The organism is Frigoribacterium sp. PhB116 (assembly GCF_004364285.1).
Lineage (GTDB): Bacteria > Actinomycetota > Actinomycetes > Actinomycetales > Microbacteriaceae > Frigoribacterium.
In genome coordinates this window covers 223803-240576 of the sequence record NZ_SOBE01000003.1, presented here as the reverse complement: position 1 = coordinate 240576, position 16774 = coordinate 223803, and the positions used below count along the sequence as shown (strand labels likewise).

General features: G+C 74.4%; 18 protein-coding genes. 10 read left to right on the top strand and 8 right to left on the bottom strand.

Features of this window, described 5'->3' with window-relative positions; translation table 11 throughout:
• Nucleotides 1-24: 24 nt before the first annotated feature.
• Entirely contained in the window at nt 25-1062 is a 1038-nt protein-coding gene (locus tag EDF20_RS12460; protein WP_133738879.1) for an aldo/keto reductase, read from the bottom strand.
• Nucleotides 1063-1286: 224 nt separating this feature from the next.
• On the opposite strand from EDF20_RS12460, the gene EDF20_RS12455 reads away from it, so the two are divergent.
• Together EDF20_RS12455 and aroC are read left to right on the top strand one after the other, a co-directional pair.
• Nucleotides 1287-2306, top strand: coding sequence for a helix-turn-helix transcriptional regulator (locus EDF20_RS12455; RefSeq protein ID WP_133738878.1), 1020 nt, complete (start codon nt 1287-1289; stop codon nt 2304-2306).
• A 295-nt stretch (nt 2307-2601) separates the two neighbouring features.
• Nucleotides 2602-3687 carry a chorismate synthase gene (aroC, locus tag EDF20_RS12450; protein ID WP_123548403.1) on the top strand — a complete coding sequence of 362 codons (1086 nt, stop codon included), beginning with the start codon at nt 2602-2604 and terminating at the stop codon, nt 3685-3687.
• A 69-nt stretch (nt 3688-3756) separates the two neighbouring features.
• Here the strand turns inward: aroC and dcd are convergent, their stop codons facing one another.
• Together dcd and EDF20_RS12440 are read right to left on the bottom strand one after the other, a co-directional pair.
• Nucleotides 3757-4344, bottom strand: coding sequence for a dCTP deaminase (dcd, locus tag EDF20_RS12445; protein WP_123548404.1), 588 nt, complete (start codon nt 4342-4344; stop codon nt 3757-3759).
• 9 nt (nt 4345-4353) lie between these two features.
• Nucleotides 4354-5091 (bottom strand): FCD domain-containing protein, encoded by a 738-nt coding sequence (locus EDF20_RS12440; protein WP_133738877.1) that lies wholly within the window; start codon nt 5089-5091, stop codon nt 4354-4356.
• A 154-nt stretch (nt 5092-5245) separates the two neighbouring features.
• Between EDF20_RS12440 and EDF20_RS12435 the strand changes: the two genes are divergently transcribed.
• The 4 genes from EDF20_RS12435 (at nt 5246) to EDF20_RS12420 (ending at nt 9637) form a co-directional block, all read left to right on the top strand.
• Nucleotides 5246-6637 carry a GntP family permease gene (locus EDF20_RS12435; RefSeq protein WP_123548405.1) on the top strand — a complete coding sequence of 464 codons (1392 nt, stop codon included), beginning with the start codon at nt 5246-5248 and terminating at the stop codon, nt 6635-6637.
• Nucleotides 6638-6729: 92 nt separating this feature from the next.
• Nucleotides 6730-7500: an SDR family oxidoreductase gene (locus tag EDF20_RS12430; RefSeq protein ID WP_133738876.1), complete on the top strand. Its 771-nt coding sequence runs from the start codon at nt 6730-6732 to the stop codon at nt 7498-7500.
• Nucleotides 7501-7567: 67 nt separating this feature from the next.
• Nucleotides 7568-8587 (top strand): zinc-binding dehydrogenase, encoded by a 1020-nt coding sequence (locus EDF20_RS12425; protein WP_133738875.1) that lies wholly within the window; start codon nt 7568-7570, stop codon nt 8585-8587.
• A gap of 69 nt (nt 8588-8656) precedes the next feature.
• Nucleotides 8657-9637: an NAD(P)H-quinone oxidoreductase gene (locus tag EDF20_RS12420; RefSeq protein WP_133738874.1), complete on the top strand. Its 981-nt coding sequence runs from the start codon at nt 8657-8659 to the stop codon at nt 9635-9637.
• Between the two features lie 35 nt (nt 9638-9672).
• Here the strand turns inward: EDF20_RS12420 and EDF20_RS12415 are convergent, their stop codons facing one another.
• Nucleotides 9673-10098 (bottom strand): Asp23/Gls24 family envelope stress response protein, encoded by a 426-nt coding sequence (locus EDF20_RS12415; RefSeq protein WP_133738873.1) that lies wholly within the window; start codon nt 10096-10098, stop codon nt 9673-9675.
• A gap of 129 nt (nt 10099-10227) precedes the next feature.
• Between EDF20_RS12415 and EDF20_RS12410 the strand changes: the two genes are divergently transcribed.
• The 4 genes from EDF20_RS12410 to EDF20_RS12395 all read left to right on the top strand — a co-directional run bounded on the left by EDF20_RS12410 (nt 10228) and on the right by EDF20_RS12395 (nt 12198).
• On the top strand, nt 10228-10785 hold the full coding sequence (locus EDF20_RS12410; RefSeq protein WP_133738872.1) for a sigma-70 family RNA polymerase sigma factor: 558 nt from the start codon (nt 10228-10230) through the stop codon (nt 10783-10785).
• Nucleotides 10782-11432, top strand: a complete 651-nt coding sequence (locus EDF20_RS12405; RefSeq protein WP_133738871.1) for an Asp23/Gls24 family envelope stress response protein — start codon at nt 10782-10784, stop codon at nt 11430-11432. The genes EDF20_RS12410 and EDF20_RS12405 overlap by 4 nt, the downstream gene beginning before the upstream one ends.
• On the top strand, nt 11432-11932 hold the full coding sequence (locus EDF20_RS12400) for a hypothetical protein (protein WP_133738870.1): 501 nt from the start codon (nt 11432-11434) through the stop codon (nt 11930-11932). Before EDF20_RS12405 ends, EDF20_RS12400 begins: the two co-directional genes overlap by 1 nt.
• A gap of 68 nt (nt 11933-12000) precedes the next feature.
• Entirely contained in the window at nt 12001-12198 is a 198-nt protein-coding gene (locus tag EDF20_RS12395) for a hypothetical protein (protein WP_133738869.1), read from the top strand.
• 77 nt (nt 12199-12275) lie between these two features.
• Here the strand turns inward: EDF20_RS12395 and EDF20_RS12390 are convergent, their stop codons facing one another.
• From EDF20_RS12390 to EDF20_RS12375, 4 genes are read right to left on the bottom strand one after another with little or no spacing between them, the layout of a single operon-like run.
• Complete coding sequence (locus EDF20_RS12390; RefSeq protein WP_123548582.1) at nt 12276-12470, bottom strand: DUF2795 domain-containing protein; 195 nt, start codon at nt 12468-12470, stop codon at nt 12276-12278.
• A gap of 14 nt (nt 12471-12484) precedes the next feature.
• Complete coding sequence (locus EDF20_RS12385) at nt 12485-13405, bottom strand: glycosyltransferase family A protein (protein ID WP_133738868.1); 921 nt, start codon at nt 13403-13405, stop codon at nt 12485-12487.
• A complete protein-coding gene (rfaE2, locus tag EDF20_RS12380) occupies nt 13402-15012 on the bottom strand; it encodes a D-glycero-beta-D-manno-heptose 1-phosphate adenylyltransferase (RefSeq protein ID WP_243833479.1) in 1611 nt (536 codons plus the stop codon). The genes EDF20_RS12385 and rfaE2 overlap by 4 nt, the downstream gene beginning before the upstream one ends.
• A gap of 1 nt (nt 15013) precedes the next feature.
• Nucleotides 15014-16750, bottom strand: coding sequence for an aldehyde dehydrogenase family protein (locus EDF20_RS12375; RefSeq protein ID WP_208292640.1), 1737 nt, complete (start codon nt 16748-16750; stop codon nt 15014-15016).
• Nucleotides 16751-16774: the final 24 nt, after the last annotated feature.

Below are 16774 nucleotides of genomic sequence, written 5' to 3'. Positions count from 1 at the left end.
GCCGCGGACCAGCGGATCAGCGGCTCAGCGGCCGCCGGTCAGCTTGCGGTCGCGCTGCGCGACGCCGGCGGTCCCGTACGGGTAGTCGTCGACGCGCGGGCTGCTCGACGCGTCGAGGCGGGCCAGCTCGTCGTCGGTGAGCAGCTTCGCGAGGTCGGAGGCGCCGAGGTTGTCGTCGAGCTGCGCGACCGTGCGCGCGCCCAGGATCACCGAGGTCACGGCGGGCTGCCGCAGCAGCCACGCGAGCGACACCTGCGACGAGGAGGCGCCGTGCGCGTCCGCGACGGAGGCGACGGCCTCGATGGCCGACCAGGTCCGCTCGTCGCCGTTGCGCGCCTCCCACGCCTCCATGCCCCGCCCCGGGTCCTCGCCCAGGCGGGTCGCGCCGGTGGGTGCCTCGTCGCGACGGTACTTGCCGCTCAGCCAGCCGCCGGCGAGGGGCGACCACGGCAGCAGGCCGATGCCGGCGTCGAGCGAGGCCGGCACGATCTCGTGCTCGATGTCGCGGACGAGCAGGTTGTACTGCGGCTGCAGCGTGACGGGCGGCGCGAAGCCGAGCGCCTGGGCCCGGGCGACGGCCTTCGTCAGCTGCCAGCCGAGGTAGTTCGAGAAGCCGTAGTAGCCGATCTTGCCCGCGGTGACCGCGTCGTCGAGGAACCGCAGCGTCTCGTCGATCGGGGTGAAGGCGTCCCAGGCGTGCATCTGGTAGAGGTCGACGTGCTCCACGCCGAGCCGGCTGAGCGACGCGTCGAGCGCCGTCGCGAGGTGCCGGCGCGAGAGGCCGACGTCGTTGGGGCCGTCCCCCATCGGGAACCGCCCCTTCGTCGCGAGCACGACCTGCGCCGCCTCCGTGGGGTGCGAGGCGAGCCAGCGCCCGATGATCTCCTCCGAGGTCCCTGCCGTGTACACGTCGGCGGTGTCGACGAGCGTGCCGCCGGCCGCGACGAACGCGTCGAGGATCTGGTGAGAGGTGGTCTCGTCGGCTTCTGCGCCGAACGTCATGGTGCCCAGTGTCAGCTCCGACACGGAGGCACCGCTGTTCCCGAGGGTCCTGTAGTCCATGCCCCGACGCTACGCCGCGAGCTCGTGGCCGTGCCCGAGGAGGCGTCGGCCCGGCACCGGGAGACGCTCGATACCAGGCGGTCGGGTGAGAGTCGCCCGAGACGAGCCTGCGAGGTAGCATCGCGGCATCGGTGGATCAGGCCGATGCGTGCGAGGTGCGTCGACCACGGGCCTCGTCGCCCACGAGAGCACCTCGTGCTCCGCCGCACCGCCTGGAGGGGCGCATGGCCAGTCCTGCGACGCCCACGGCCTGGACCCGCGCGGGCTCCCGTCGCCCGGACTTCGACGACCCTCGGGTGCGCGGCGTCGAGACCTCGGACCCCGCGGTCGCGCACTCCATCATCAGCCGCATCTACCGTCTCCGCGACCTCACTCCCGAGGCCGGCCCCGACTTCAGCTTCGGCCGGGTCGTCTCCGGCGACGACCGGTTCGCGATGGGCCAGATCCACTACAGGGGACAGCTGCACGCCGTCAGCGAGCCGCTGCCCGAGTTCTTCTGCATCAGCCGCGTCCTGGGCGGCCGCTACGGCCTCGCGGACGGCAGGGCCGACCTGCGGGCACAGACGGGCGACCGCTTCGTGTTCCCCAGCGACCGCGTCAAGGAGCACCGCTGGGACGACATGCACCTCGGCCAGGTGATGCTCGACCGGGCCGCCGTGGAGCGCGAGCTCGCCGGCCTGTCGCTCACGACGCCGCCGGAGGGGCTGCAGACCCTCGCGATGGAGCCCGTCTCCGAGGCCCTGGGCGAGCACTGGGGCAGCACGACCCGGCACGTGCTCGACGGGGTGCTCTCGAACGACGCCGCGATGGCGAGCCCGCTGGTGCGGTCGGCCGCGTTCCGCTCGCTCGTGACGGCGTTCGTCGAGGCCTACGACACGAACGTGGTGGGGACGGGCCGGTCCTCCGACGCGCGTGCCCTGCCGTCCACCGTCCGTCGAGCGCTCGCCTTCGTCGAGGAGCACGCGCACGACGACATCGGGATCGTCGAGATCGCGGAGGCGGCCCGCCTGACCCCGAGAGGGCTGCAGCTGGCGTTCCGTCGCCACCTCGACACGACCCCGATGGCGGCCCTGCGCGCGGCTCGCCTGCGCGGTGCGCATGCCGACCTCGTGCTCGGCGACCCCACGCTCGGGCACACCGTGGCCGGGATCGCGCTGAGCTGGGGCTTCGCGAACCCCGGGCGGTTCGCCGCGCTCTACTCGACGCAGTTCGGCCGGACCCCGCGCGAGACCCTCGAGTCCTGAGCGGTCGACGGGACCGGGGGCAGGGACGAGGGCGTCAGGTGACCCGATCCGGCGCCTCCTTCGCTCCCTGTCCTCCTCCTTCGTTTCGTGACCACCTGGTGGCCAGGAGGGCCCGACACGACGCAGAATGAGGGGGCCTCGCGATTTGGGTTCAGGATCGCGAGTCGTACACGCGGCAAGCGCAGGGACGTCGGGTCCCGGTCGCGGCTGCGAGGGGTGCGGGTGAGGGCGTCGGGTCCCCACTCGCACCCCCTTCTCTCCATCGCTCGAGACGTGGGGGCCGTAAGGTCGTCCCATGTCTGGCAGCACCTTCGGTGAACTCTTCCGCGTCACGAACTTCGGCGAGTCGCACGGCGTCGCCATCGGCTGCGTCATCGACGGGTGCCCTCCGGGCCTCGCCCTGACCGAGGCCGACATCCAGGGGGAGCTCGACCGCCGCCGCCCGGGCACCTCGCGCCACGTCACGCAGCGCAGGGAGCCCGACGCCGTCGAGATCCTGTCCGGCGTCTACGAGGGGCAGACCACGGGCACCCCGATCGCCCTCATGATCCGGAACGTCGACCAGCGCAGCAAGGACTACGGCAACATCCTCGACACGTTCCGCCCCGGCCACGCCGACTACACGTACTGGCGCAAGTACGGCGTGCGCGATCCTCGTGGCGGCGGCCGCTCCTCCGCCCGCCTCACCGCGCCGATGGTCGCCGCCGGCGCCGTCGCGCGCAAGTGGCTGCAGGAGCAGGGCGGCATCTCGTTCACCGGCTGGATGAGCCAGCTCGACGACATCGCCGTCCCCTTCACCGACGAGTCGCAGATCTCGCAGAACCCGTTCTTCGCCCCCGACGCGGCGATCGTGCCGCGGCTCGAGGAGCGCATGGACGAGCTGCGCCGGGCCGGCGACTCGTGCGGCGCCCGCATCGACGTGGTCGCCCGCAACGTGCCCGCGGGCCTCGGCGAGCCCCTGTTCTCCAAGCTCGACGCGGACATCGCCGCCGCGATGATGGGCATCAACGCCGTCAAGGGCGTCGAGATCGGGGCGGGCTTCGACAGCGTCTCGCAGCGCGGCAGCGAGCACGGCGACGCCCTGACCGCCGACGGCTTCGAGACGAACGACGCGGGCGGCGTGCTCGGCGGGATCTCGACCGGGCAGGACCTGAGGGTCTCGGTCGCGATCAAGCCGACGAGCTCGATCAGGACGCCCCAGCGCTCGATCGACCGCGCGGGGAACGAGACGAGCGTCGAGACCTTCGGGCGGCACGACCCCTGCGTGGGCATCCGTGCGACGCCGATCGTGGAGGCGATGCTCGCCCTGGTCGTGATGGACCACGTGCTCGCGTTCCGGGCCCAGATCGGACCGGTGCCCTTCACGCCTCCCGGGGCCTGATCGGTGCAGCTCGGCCGAGCGTCCTGCTCAGCCGAGCCGCGCCTCCTGCAGGGCTGAGCCCTCCGGGGCTCAGTCGCGCGCGGACACGTCCGTGTGGACGAAGTTCGTCGCCGAGCGGCTCGCGGTCGGTCCGCGCTGGCCCTGGTACCGGGAGCCGTACTCGCCCGAGCCGTAGGGGTGGTCGGCCGGCGAGCTCAGCCGGAAGAAGCAGAGCTGCCCGATCTTCATGCCCGGCCAGAGCTTGATCGGCAGCGTCGCGACGTTCGACAGCTCGAGGGTGACGTGCCCGGTGAAGCCGGGGTCGATGAAGCCGGCCGTCGAGTGCGTCAGCAGGCCGAGGCGGCCCAGCGAGCTCTTCCCCTCGAGGCGGGCGGCGACGTCGTCGGGCAGCGTGACGCGCTCGTAGGTGCTGCCGAGGACGAACTCGCCCGGGTGCAGGATGAACGGCTCGTCGGCGGGAGTCTCGACCAGGCGCGTCAGCTCGGGCTGCTCGGCAGCCGGGTCGATGAACGGGTACTTGTGGTTGTCGAACAGCCGGAACAGGCGGTCGAGCCGCACGTCGATGCTCGACGGCTGGATCAGCGAGGAGTCGTACGGGTCGAGGCCGATGCGCCCGGCGTCGAGCTCGAGCTTGATGTCGTGGTCGGAGAGCAGCACGCGGTCAGCCTAGTCAGCCGCCTGGTCCGCCTCGGCGCTCGGCGCCTCCTCGACCTCGTGGCTGACGATGGCGATGTGGGTGCGCACCTGGTGCTCGGCCGCGTCGCCGTCGCCGTCGGCGACCGCGCGCGCGGCCGCGACGTGGGCGTCGAGGGTGCCCGGCCAGGGGACGGCCGGTGTGAGGCCGAGGTCGGCGCGCCCCCCGAGGATCTCGCGGACCGGGGCGGCGAGCTCGGCGTACAGGAGGTTGCCGCTGGCGGTGAGCAGCAGCGAGTGGAACGCGACGTCGACCGCGAGGTACTCGGACGAGTCGCCCCGCCCGGCCCGGCCGAGGTCGTCGAGCTCGGAGGCGAGGCGCACGAGACCCGCCCGCTGGTCGTCGGTGGCGTTCCGGGCCGCGAGCCGGGCGGCGACCGGCTCGAGCGCGGCGCGCAGCTCCATCAGCTCGACGAGGTGCCGCTGCCGCAGCGGGCCGGCCAGGGTCCAGCGGATGAGCTGCGCGTCGAGCACCCGCCACGACGCCCGTGGCTGCACGGTCATCCCCACCCGTCGGCGCGACCGGATCAGGTCGAGCGACTCGAGGACGCGCACCGCCTCGCGCACGGACGTCCGGGACGCCCCGAACTCGAGCTCGAGGGCGGCGAGGGTGAGCACGGTGCCCGCGGGCAGGTCGCCCGAGGCGATGCGGCCGCCGAGGGCCTGCACGAGCCGGGCGTGCGTCCCCTCGGGCCCGGGGCGAGAAGTCATGAGGGTCATCCTGTCGTAGGCCGCGAGCTCGGCACGACTTGAAAAGTACTACCTTTGGTGGCACCCTGGCCTTCACCGCGGTCGCGCACCTCCTGTGCGCCTCGACCACGGACTCGACGGGCGCAGCCCACGGTATTCAACGGAGAAGATCGACATGGACGACTGGACACAGACCCTGGGGGCGGCACCGCTGCTCGCGATCGCCGCGGGGGCGATCGCCTTGATCCTGGTGCTCGTCATCAAGTTCAAGCTGCACGCGTTCCTCACCCTCGTCATCGTCGCGGCGCTCACGGCCCTCGCGACGGGCATCCCCACGGGCGCCATCGCCGACCTGCTCGTCACGAGCTTCGGCAGCACCCTCGGCTCCGTCGCGCTGCTCGTCGGGCTCGGGGCCATGCTCGGGCGGCTCGTCGAGTCGTCGGGCGGCGCCCGGGTGCTCGCCGACCGCATGGTCGACGTCTTCGGGGAGAAGCGCGCGCCGTTCGCCCTCGGCCTCGCCTCGCTGATCATGGGCTTCCCGATCTTCTTCGACGCCGGGCTGATCGTCATGCTGCCGATCGTCTTCGCCGTGGCCCGCCGCATGGGCGGCAAGTCGCTGCTGCTCTACGGCATCAGCTCCGCCGCGGCCTTCTCGGTCATGCACGTGTTCCTGCCGCCGCACCCCGGCCCGGTCTCGGCGACCGAGCTGCTCGGCGCCGACCTCGGCATCGTGCTCGTCGCGGGCCTCGTCATCGTGTTCCCCGTCTGGTACGTGTCGGGCTACCTGTGGGCCAAGTACGTCAACAAGCGCATCCCGCTGCCCGTGCTGTCCCTCTTCGGCAGCGAGAAGGACGACGTCCACGCCGCGAACCCGCCCAAGGCCGGCACGGTCATGGCCGTCCTCGCCGTCCCGCTCGTCCTGATCCTGCTGAACACCGGGCTCAGCTCGCTCGGCTCCGTGGGGGTCGTCGACCCCGACGCCACCTGGGTGCAGGCGCTCGTCCTGATCGGCACCAGCGGCATCGCGCTGCTCATCTCCGTCCTCGTCGCGGCCGTCGTCCTGGGCCGGGCCCGCGGCGTCGGCGGCAGTGCTCTCGAGAAGGTGCTCGACAGCGCGCTCGGCCCGATCTGCTCGGTCGTGCTCATCACCGGCGCCGGCGGCATGTTCGGCGGCGTCCTCCGCGCCTCGGGCATCGGCGACGCCCTCGCCGACGTGCTGGGCGACCTCGGACTGCCGGTCATCGTGGCCGCGTGGATCATCGCCGCGATCCTCCGCCTCGCCCAGGGCTCGGCGACCGTGGCCCTCGTCACCGCCGCGGGCCTCGTGGCCCCGGCCGTCGCCCTGGCCGACCTCAACGCCGTCCAGCTGGCCGCCGTCGTGCTCGCCACGGCTGCGGGCTCGGTCTTCGCCGGCCACGTCAACGACTCGGGCTTCTGGCTCGTCGGCCGGCTGATGGGCATGGACGTGAAGACCACCCTGCGCGTGTGGACCGTGCAGCAGGGCGTCGAGTCCGTGCTCGGCTTCGCCGCGGCGCTGCTCGTCTTCGCCGTCGGCTCGCTGGTCTGACCGACCGCCCGGGCCGTCCCGACGGCCCGGGCCGTCCCGACCGCATCGACCACGCCGACCGTCCGGACCGCCCGGAACCACCAAGGAGAACCATGACCTCGTCCCTGTTCGACCTCACCGGCCGGCTCGCCCTCGTGACCGGCTCCTCCCGCGGACTCGGTCGCTCGTTCGCCCTGGCGCTGGCGGAGGCGGGGGCCGAGGTGATCGTGCACGGTCGCGACGCCGGTGCGCTGCGCGAGACCCAGGACGCCCTCGAGGCGGCCACGGGGACGCGGCCCGCGACGACGGTCTTCGACGTCACCGAGGCCGCGTCCGTCGAGGCGGCCGTCGGGGAGCTCGTGGCCGAGCACGGCGTGCCCGACGTCCTGGTCAACAACGCCGGCGTGCAGAAGCGCGCGCCGTTCACCGAGTTCCCCGTCGAGGACTGGGACGCCGTCGTCGCCACCAACCTGTCGAGCGTGTTCTACGTCTCGCGGTTCGTCGCGCCCGGCATGGTCGAGCGCGGCTCGGGGAAGATCGTCAACGTCGCGAGCGTGCAGTCGATGCTGGCGCGCGAGACCATCGCGCCGTACTCGGCGAGCAAGGGCGGGGTCGCCCAGCTGAGCCGCGGCATGGCGGCCGACGTGGCCCGGCACGGGGTCCAGGTGAACACCCTGTCGCCCGGCTACTTCGCGACCGAGATGAACACGGCCCTCTGGCAGGACGAGACCTTCGACTCCTGGCTGCGGCAGCGCACGCCGGCGCGTCGCTGGGGCCGCGTCGAGGAGCTCACGGGGACGCTGATCTACCTCGCGTCGAGCGCGAGCGACTTCGTCTCGGGGCAGAACATCTTCGTCGACGGCGGCATGACGGGCGTCGTCTGACGCGCGTCGTCCCCGTGCGTCGTCCGACGAGCACGCAGAACCGACCCGCCCACAGAGGAGAACGACCGTGAAGACCATCCAGATCGACTCCGCGACCGTCCTGACGGAGCGCGAGGTCCCGACGCCCGAGCCCGGCGAGGGCGAGGTGCGCCTCCGCGTCGACTTCGTCGGCATCTGCGGCTCCGACCTGCACTACTACTTCGAGGGTGCCAACGGTGCCTTCGTCGTCGAGGAGCCCCTCGCCCCCGGCCACGAGCTGTCGGGACGCGTCGACCTCGACCCGAGCGGCGAGTGGGCACCCGGGACCCCCGTCACCGTGCACCCTGCCCGGTTCGGCACCCCGACCGAGGGCACCGAGGAGGCGCCGCACCTGTGGCCCGGCGGCTCCTACCTGGGCAGCGCCTCGACGCACCCGCACACGCAGGGCGCCCTCAGCGAGTACCTCGTGGTCGACGCGGGCATGCTGCGGGCTCTGCCCGCCACGCTGCCGCTCGAGCGCGCGGCCCTGGCCGAGCCGCTCGCCGTCGCCCTGCACGCCGTCAGCCGGGTCGGCGACGTCCGGAGCGCCCGGGTCCTCATCTCCGGGGCCGGCCCGATCGGCCTGCTCGCCGCCGCCGCGGCCCGTGCCCGCGGTGCGGCGCACGTGACCGTCGTCGACGTCCTGCCCGAGCCCCTGGCCAGGGCGCTCGCCGTGGGCGCCGACCAAGTCCTCCGGCTCGGGGAGGACGCCGTCCCCGCCGACTCGTTCGACGTCGTGCTCGAGTGCTCGGGCGCCGCGCCGGCCGTCAGCGCCGCCTTCGTCGCCGCCCGTCGCCTCGGCGTCGTCGCGCAGGTCGGGATGGTGCCGGACGTCGCCCGCCCGGTCAACCTCGCGCCCGCGATCTCGAAGGAGCTCACCGTGCTCGGCGTCTTCCGGTTCCGGGACGAGATCGACGAGGCCGTGCGGATGCTCGACGCCGACCCGTCGCTCGGCACGGTCGTCACGCACGTCGTCGACAGTGCCGACGCGGCCCGGGCCTTCGACGTCGCCCGGGACTCGTCGGTCAGCGGCAAGGTGCTCGTCGCCGCCTGGCCTGACAGGCCGTAGGAGGCGCCGGTCGCGCCACGGGACGGAGCCGGCGAGCCTGGTCCCGCCCCGCAGGGGGAGGATGGAGGCATGCGCGCCGTCACCGTCCCCGTTCCCGGAGGGCCCTCCGCCCTCGTCGTCAGCGAAGTCCCCGAGCCCGTCGCCGGCCCCCACGAGGTCGTGATCGACGTCGCCGCCGCGGGCGTGAACCGCGCCGACGTCTCGCAGCGCGAGGGGCACTACCCGTCGCCGGCCGGGGCGCCCGCGTGGCCGGGGCTCGAGGTGAGCGGCACCGTCGTGAGCGTGGGCAGCGAGGTGACGGGCGCCTCCCTGGGCGACTACGTCTTGGCGCTGCTGTCCGGCGGCGGCTACGCCGACCGCGTGGCCGTCGACGAGGGCCTCCTGCTGCCCTACGCGAAGGGGCTCGACCTGGTCGAGGCGGCGGGTCTGCCCGAGGCGCTCGCGACCGTGTGGTCGAACGTGTTCATGTCAGCCGGGCTGCAGCCGGGCGAGACCCTGCTGGTGCACGGCGGGTCGAGCGGCATCGGGTCGATCGCGATCCAGCTCGCCGTGGCCCTCGGCTCCACCGTCTACGCGACCGCCGGCTCGGCCGAGAAGACCGCGTTCTGCGAGCAGCTCGGCGCGGCCCGCGGCATCGACTACAAGCAGGAGGACTTCGTCGAGGTCGTCCACGAGCTCACCGACGGGCGCGGCGTCGACGTCGTGCTCGACCTCGTCGGCGGCGACTACCTGGCGCGCGACGTCGAGGCGGTCGCCCCCGGGGGCCGCGTCATGGTGATCGCGACGCAGGGCGGCACGGCCGCGACGATCGACGTGGGGCGGCTGATGGCCGCGCGCGCACGCATCTGGGGCACGACCCTGCGTGCCCGCCCCCTCGAGGAGCGGCGCGCGATCATGGCCGAGGTCCGCGAGCACGTCTGGCCGCTCGTCGCCGCCGGCACGGTGCGCCCGGTGCTCGACAGCGTCTACCCGCTCGAGTTCGCCGCGACCGCCCACAAGCGCATGGAGGCGGGGCAGCACCTCGGCAAGATCGTGCTCGCGGTGCGCTGAGGGCGGTGCGCTGAGGGCCGTGCGCCCGGTCGACGTCAGACCTCGTCGTCGTCGCCCGGGATGTGCACGTCGGTGACTGACACGTTGACCTCGGCGACGTCCATGCCGACGAGCTGCTCGATGGCGGCCGCGACGGACTCGCGGACCTGGTCGGCGACCTGGCTGATGGCGACGGGGTACTCGACGACGATCGTGACGTCGGCCGCGACCTGGGTCTCGCCGACCTCGACGCGGACTCCCTGGCCGAGGTCCGTGCTGCCGACGACGTCGCGGAGGGCGCCGAAGGCGCGGGCCGCCCCGCCACCGAGGGCGTGCACGCCGGGCACCTCACGGGCGGCGATGCCCGCGACCTTGGCGACGACGGCGTCGGCGACGACCGTGCGGCCGGGCGTCGGGCCGTCCGTCGCGAGGCCGGTCGGCGTCGTGGCGGCGGTGGGGGTGGTCGGGGTGGTGTCGGCCATGGTGGCTCCGTTCTGCGAGAGGCTGGTGTAGTCATGGACGAGACGCACGCCGCGACCTGATCGTCACGGAATCCGTCCCAGTCGTTCCATCGAACGCCCTGCCGGGGCTCGCCGCACAGAGGAGGCACCGTGTCGATCGACCTCACCGAGGCTGCCGACGGCACGCTCGCGTCCCGTGCCGCGGAGGGCGACGAACGGGCCTTCGAGGTGCTGCTGCGGCGCCACCTCGGGCTGATGACCGCCTACGCGACGCGGCTGACCTCGTCCCGGGCCGACGCCTCCGACGCGGTGCAGGAGGCGTCGATCACCATCTGGCGTGAGCTCCCGGGCCTGCAGGCCCCCGACGCCGTCCGCGGCTGGATGATGACGATCGTGTCGCGCAAGGCGTTCGACCTGATCCGTCGTCGCCGTCCCGCCGCCGACGTCGACGAGCTGGAGGTGCCCTCGACCGACGGCGCCCACGACGACCCCGAACGGCGGGCGCAGTCGTCCGACGCGATGGTCGCGCTGCGCCAGGCGCTCGGCCGGCTGCCCGCCGCCCAGCGCCGCGTGTGGACCATGCGCGAGGTCGGCGGCGAGTCGTACGCTGACATCGCGGAGCGGACCGGCTCGTCCGTGACCGCCGTGAGGGGCCAGCTCGCCCGTGCCCGAGAGTCACTGACCCGAGAGATGGAGGCCTGGCGATGAGCGACCCGACGCCCTTCTCGCCCTCCGCGCAGCCGAGCGACGGCCCCGCCGAGGGCCCGCTGACGGGCGGCGGCTCGGGCTCGGGGGGCGACTCGGTCCCGACCGAGCGGCTCGCCGACTACCTCGACGCCGGCCGTGAGCCGTACGACCCGCTCATCGAGGACGACCCCGAGTGCCTGGCGCAGCTCCTCGCGCTCGAGCGGCTGCGGGCGCTGTCGTCCGAGCTCGTCGAGAGCGACGTCGCGACGGCTCCGGCACCCGACCCGTCGTGGATCGCGAGCGTCATGGACCGCGTCCGGCTCGAGTCGCGCACGGGGCGCGACATCCCGCTCGCGTCGCCCGACGTCCGCAGCACCCTGCACATCACCGAGGGCGCGGTGCGCTCGCTCGTCCGCGAGGCCGGCGACGCGGTGCCGGGTGCCGTCGTCATCTCGTGCGGGCTGGCCGGCGACGTGGGCGTCGTCGACGCGCCGATCCGGGTCGACGTGGCGGTGAGCGTCGTCTACGGCGCCGACCTGCGGCGAGTCGCCGAGCTCGTGCGCGAGGCCGTGTCCGAGGCGCTCGCTCGGCAGACCGAGATCGTCGTCGAGTCCCTCGACGTCACCGTGCGCGACGTGCACCTCGAGGCCCGAGAGGCAGGACTGTGATGGACGACCCGACGATCGACGACCGTGCTGGTACGGGCGCAGGCCCGGCCGTGGGTGCCGACGGCGTCGCGACCGTGCCGCAGGACCGGCTCGACGACCTCGCGCTCGAGCTCGGGGCGCTGGCGGCGGAGACGGACGGCGTCGCCCGCGTGCACGCCCGGCCTGGTGCGGTCGAGATCGCCCGCCAGGCGCTCGGCGGACTCCGGGCAGCCGTCGCCAGCGTGACCGGTGCGGCCGGCGCGGTCGTGACCGGTGCCGCCGCGGCCGGCGTGCCCGCCTCGGCCGGCGCGGCCGACGGGACCCCGGGTCGGCCGAGGCCGCTCGTGACGCTCGCCGTCACCGACGACGAGACGCGGGTGGTGCTCGACCTCGCCGTGGACGACGCCGCCTCGGGGCCGGCGGTCGCGCGGGCGGTCGCGGCTCGCCTCCTCGGGCACCTCGAGGCGCAGCAGCTGCCGGCCCCGACGATCGACGTCCGCATCGTCGGCACCTCGTCGTAGCCGGGGGCGGACAGCGCGGGGAGGCGCGCCTACCGTCGAGGGGACCACGACCGACCGAGGAGGTCACCATGAGCAGCGTCCCCATCACCCCGCAGAACCCCGACTCGAACCCCGACGACGCCCAGAAGTGGGACCAGGTGCTGAAGGGCGAGGACTACGACCTCGACGCCGACGGCTCGGTCGACGACGACGTCGAGCAGCGCGCCGACGGCGACCGGGGCGGCGACGACGTCCCGACGCAGGCGCCCTCGCCCGACGAGGTCTGACCCGCGTCGACGAACGCACGGGACCGCCCGCCGTCCCCGACGACGGGCGGTCCCGTGCCGTGTCCCACGGCGGCGAGCTACTCCTCCGAGACGCCCTTGCTGACGTCGGTCGGCGCGTCGAACGAGTCTCCGTCGAGCGCCTCGAGCGCCGACACGACGTCGTCGGGCGCGCCCTGCTCCCTCGCCGTGGCGATCAGGTCCTCCTTCGAGACCGGGTAGTCCACGCCGCTGAGGTACTTCTGCATCTGGATGGGGTTCGGGGTGTCGGCCATGACGGTCGCCTCCTTCATCTCGGGGTGGCCCGGCCGGGTCCGGCCGGGGTGTCGAGGTCGACCAGGTCTGTCGCCTCGACGTCGCGGCGCTCCACGGTGGTGGGCGCCTCGAGGTGGACGGCACCGCTGGGGACGATGCCCGCGCCTCCTCGTGCCTGCATGACGCGCCACTGGGCGGCGACGTCCTCGCCCGCGTGGTCGCGCGGCAGGTCGTCCCAGAACCCGAAGCCGCCGGCCTCGAGCAGGACGTCCCTGCGGTACAGCGCGCAGCCCCCGACCCAGGCCACCCGGTAGGCCTCCCAGTCGCCCTCGGGCACGCCGAGCCGAGCCGCCTCGTGGACGAGGTTCGCGGCGTTGTGCAGCCGCCAGCGGGAGAACGCGGGCGTGTCCCGCCGGACGCGCTCGGGCAGCACCTCCCCGGACCAGAGCTCGAAGGCCTCCCGTTCGTGCGGCCGGACGTCGTCCAGGTACGACAGGCCCTGCACCGCCGAGCCGACGAAGCCGCAGCCGAGCCGGTCCAGGGCGTCGTGCATCCGGTGGAGAGCGCCGGGCTCGAGCCAGACGTCGTCGTCGTCGAGGAACAGCACCTCGGGTGCCGTCGCCCGCTCGAGCAGCGACTGGCGGTGCTCGGCGAGGCCCCGACGCGGCAGGTGGACGTGCGTCTCGACGGAGCGTCCCTGCGCGCGCAGCACCCGCACCATGGCCTGCGCCGCCGGGTGCGCCCAGTCGGGCTCGCCCTCGGACTGGTCGCTGACCACGACCGAGAACGGCGGGTCGTCCTGGGCGGCGAGCCCGGCGAGCGTGACCGCCAGCTCTGCCGGGCGGTCGGCGGTGGGCACGAGCACGTCGACGAGCGCAGGAGGCGCCCCCTGCGCGTCGAGGACCGATCCCGACGCCGACGCCCACGCCCCCGACCAGCGCCGGCTGCCGCTCACGCGCGTCCCCGTCCCGGGCCGTCGCCATCGGCGCCGGCGCCGTGCGACTGGCGGATGCGGTCGACGATGCCCGTCGTCGAGTGGTCGGCGACGTAGTCGAGGATGCGCACCTCGCCGCCTCCCTCGACGACCGAGGCCGTCTCCTCGAGCATCTGCGGCGTGTAGTCGCCGCCCTTCGCGTAGAGGTCGGGTCGGACGCGACGGATCAGGGGGATCGGCGTGTCCGTGGCGAACGACGTGACGTAGTCGACGCAGCTCAGCGCGGACAGCACGCCGGCCCGGTCGGCCAGCGCGTTGATCGGTCGGCCGGGGCCCTTGAGACGCCGGGTCGAGTCGTCGTCGTTGAGCGCGACGACGAGCACGTCCCCGAGCTGCTTCGCCTGCGTCAGGTAGGTGGTGTGGCCTCGGTGCAGCACGTCGAAGCAGCCGTTCGTGAGGACGACGCGTCGGCCCGCCGCCCGCTCCTCGTCGAGCCGGCGCGCCAGCTCGTCCAGGCCCAGCATGAGGTCGCCGGTGCGGTCGACGTGCCCGACGAGGTCGTCCGTCGAGCACACGGAGGTGCCGAAGCGCCGCACGACGACGTCCGCCGCCGCCTGCGCCAGGTCGACGCTCGTCGTCAGCGGGAGGCCGGCTGCCCGTCCGACGGTCAGCGCGGCGACGAACGAGTCGCCCGCGCCGGAGGCCTGCCGCTCGCGCGCCCGGCGCGCCCAGGTCCGGTGCTGCACCCGCGCCTCCTGCGGGCTGCCGTCGCCGCGGTCGAGGGCGACGTCGGGCTGACCCGCCGTCGCGCCGCCGTGCACGAGCAGCATCGACCCGTCGTGGTCGAGCGTCGCGACGACGGCGCCCGCCCCCGAGCGCTCGAGCAACGAGGAGGCGGCGGCCTCGACGCGCTCGACGCGGACGTCGGTGGGCAGCGAGTCGCCGATCGCGATCCCCGCGAGGGCCCCGCTCTCGCCCGCGTTCGGCGTGACGAGGTCGGGCCGCAGCCGCGCCCAGGGAGCGAGGTCGTGCGCGTCGACCACGACGAGCGGGGGGCGGTCGGCGGCGGGCCGGGCGACGAGGGCGTCGAGCACGAGGCCGGTGAGGCACCCGGAGGCGTAGTCGCAGACGAGCTCGGCGTCGGCGCCGTGGGCCTGCGCCAGCGCGGCCTCGGCGAGCAGCGCGAGGGAGGCGGCCGGCGCGGGCTCCGACTCCACGTCGTCCAGCCGGATGAGCACCTGGTCGTCGACGAGCACCCGGTTCTTCGCGACGGTGGCACGGCCGCGCACGCGCACCACTCCCGTGGTGTCGACGCCGTGCGAGGCGAGCAGCTCGGTGAGCCGTCGGCCGGCCTCGTCGTCGCCGACGATCCCCGCGAGCCGCACCCGCGCGCCCAGGGCGGCGAGGTTGACCGCCGTGTTGGCGGCGCCGCCCGGCACGAACCGGCGGTCGGCCACCTCGACGACGGGCACGGGAGCCTCGCGCGTCATGCGCTCGGTCGTGCCCTGCCACCAGCCGTCGAGCACGAGGTCGCCGACGACGCTGACGACCGGGGCGGCGTCGCGCAGGGCGCGCACCACCTCGGGGCTCAGCCCCCGGACCTGGCCGAGGTCGATCGGGCCCGCCACGTCAGTCGCCCTCGGCGGGGGAGGAGGGGTGCACGCGGGGCTCGGCGTCGTCCTCACCCCTGCCGGTGCCGGTGTGCGCCGTGTCGTCGGGGTCGCCGCCCTCGGCGGGCTCCTGCGGGTGCCGGGTGCGGCCTGTGGAGGTGCCGGTCGTGGCGGCGCCGTGCGGCGCCTCGGCCGAGTCCTGGCCCCCGACCTGGTCGCCCGCGGCGAGCGGTGCCGAGGAGGTGCCCCGCACCTCCTGGTGCCCGCCGTCGGCCGCGAGCACGGGGACCCCGTAGTGCACGACCTTCGTCAGCGTCAGCTCGTCGAGCAGCTCGGGGCCGTAGCCGTAGCCGGAGCCGCTCTCGCCGCGCGGCTGGGCTGATCCGCCCGGTGCTCCGCCGAAGACGGCGTTGATCTTGACGGTGCCGACGGGCAGGTCGGCCAGAGCCCGGTTCGCGTGCGCGATCGAGCCCGTGAGCACGGTCGCCGCGAGCCCGTGGCGGTCGTGGCAGGCGAGGCGCAGGGCCTCGTCGAAGTCGTCGACGACCTGCACGGGGGCGACGGGGCCGAAGGTCTCCTCCTGCATGATCGTCATGTGCGGCCGACAGCCCGTCAGCACCGTGGCGGGCCACCACGACCCCGGGCCCTCGGGGGTCGTGCCGCCGATCTCGACCGTCGCCCCGTCGGCGACGGCCTCGTCGACCTGGCGCTGCACCTCGGCACGGAGGCGGGCGTCGACGAGCGGGCCCATCTCGAGCCGGTCGTGGCGCCGGGCCGCCTCGGCGACGAGCGCCTCGACGAATGCGGCGGCGACGTCCCGGTGCACGAAGATGCGCTCCACGCTGGTGCAGATCTGGCCCGCGTTGGCGAACGAGCCGATCGCCGCCTGCTCCGCCGCCCAGACGGGGTCGACGTCGCCGTCGACGATGAGGGCGTCGTTGCCGCCGTTCTCGAGCACGACGTGGGCGCCGGTCAGCGCGGCCATGCGCGCGATGCGCCGGCCCGTCGCGGTCGAGCCGACGTGGGCGACGGCGTCGACGCCCGGCTGCTCGGTGAGCGCGGCGCCCACGCCGCCGCCTCCCGAGACGGTGACGAGCACGTCGGGCGGCAGCGTCTCGGCGAGCACGCGGCCGAGCAGCTCGCCGACGTGCGGGCAGCGCTCGCTCGGCTTGTGCACGACCGTGCTGCCCGTGACGAGCGCGGCACCGATCAGGCCGCAGGCGACGGCGACGGGGTCGTTCCAGGGGGTGATCGCCGCGACGACGCCCCGGGGCTGGTCGATCGTGAAGTCGGCGGACTCTCGGCCCCCGACGAGGCTGAGGCCGCGGTGCACGGGCCCGAGCTCGGCGTACTGGCGCAGGGTGTCGGCACCGGCGAGCACCCCGCCGAGGGAGTCGTCGAACGGCTTGCCGGTCTCGCGCTGGTTGAGCGCGGCGAGCTCGGCGGCGTGCTCGCGGAGGGCCGCGGCGGCGCCGTGCAGCTGGGCGCCGCGGTCCGCGGCGGGCGTGCGCTCCCAGCCGTGCTGGGCGGCCCTCGCCCGGCGCACGGCCTCGACGACCTCGTCGCGGTCGGCCTCGCGGATCTCGCCCACCGTCGACCCGTCGCTGGGGTCGAGGACGGTCAGCACGCCGCCGGCCGCCGACCTGCCGACGGCGGGGCCGGGCCGGTGGTCGTGCGCGTCGTCGGGCGCGACGTCGTCGTGCGGGCGCGCGTCGACGGCGTCGTCGGGGCGGGTGCCAGGGGCCCAGGTCGTCATGGAGGCGTCCTCTCGTGTCGGTGC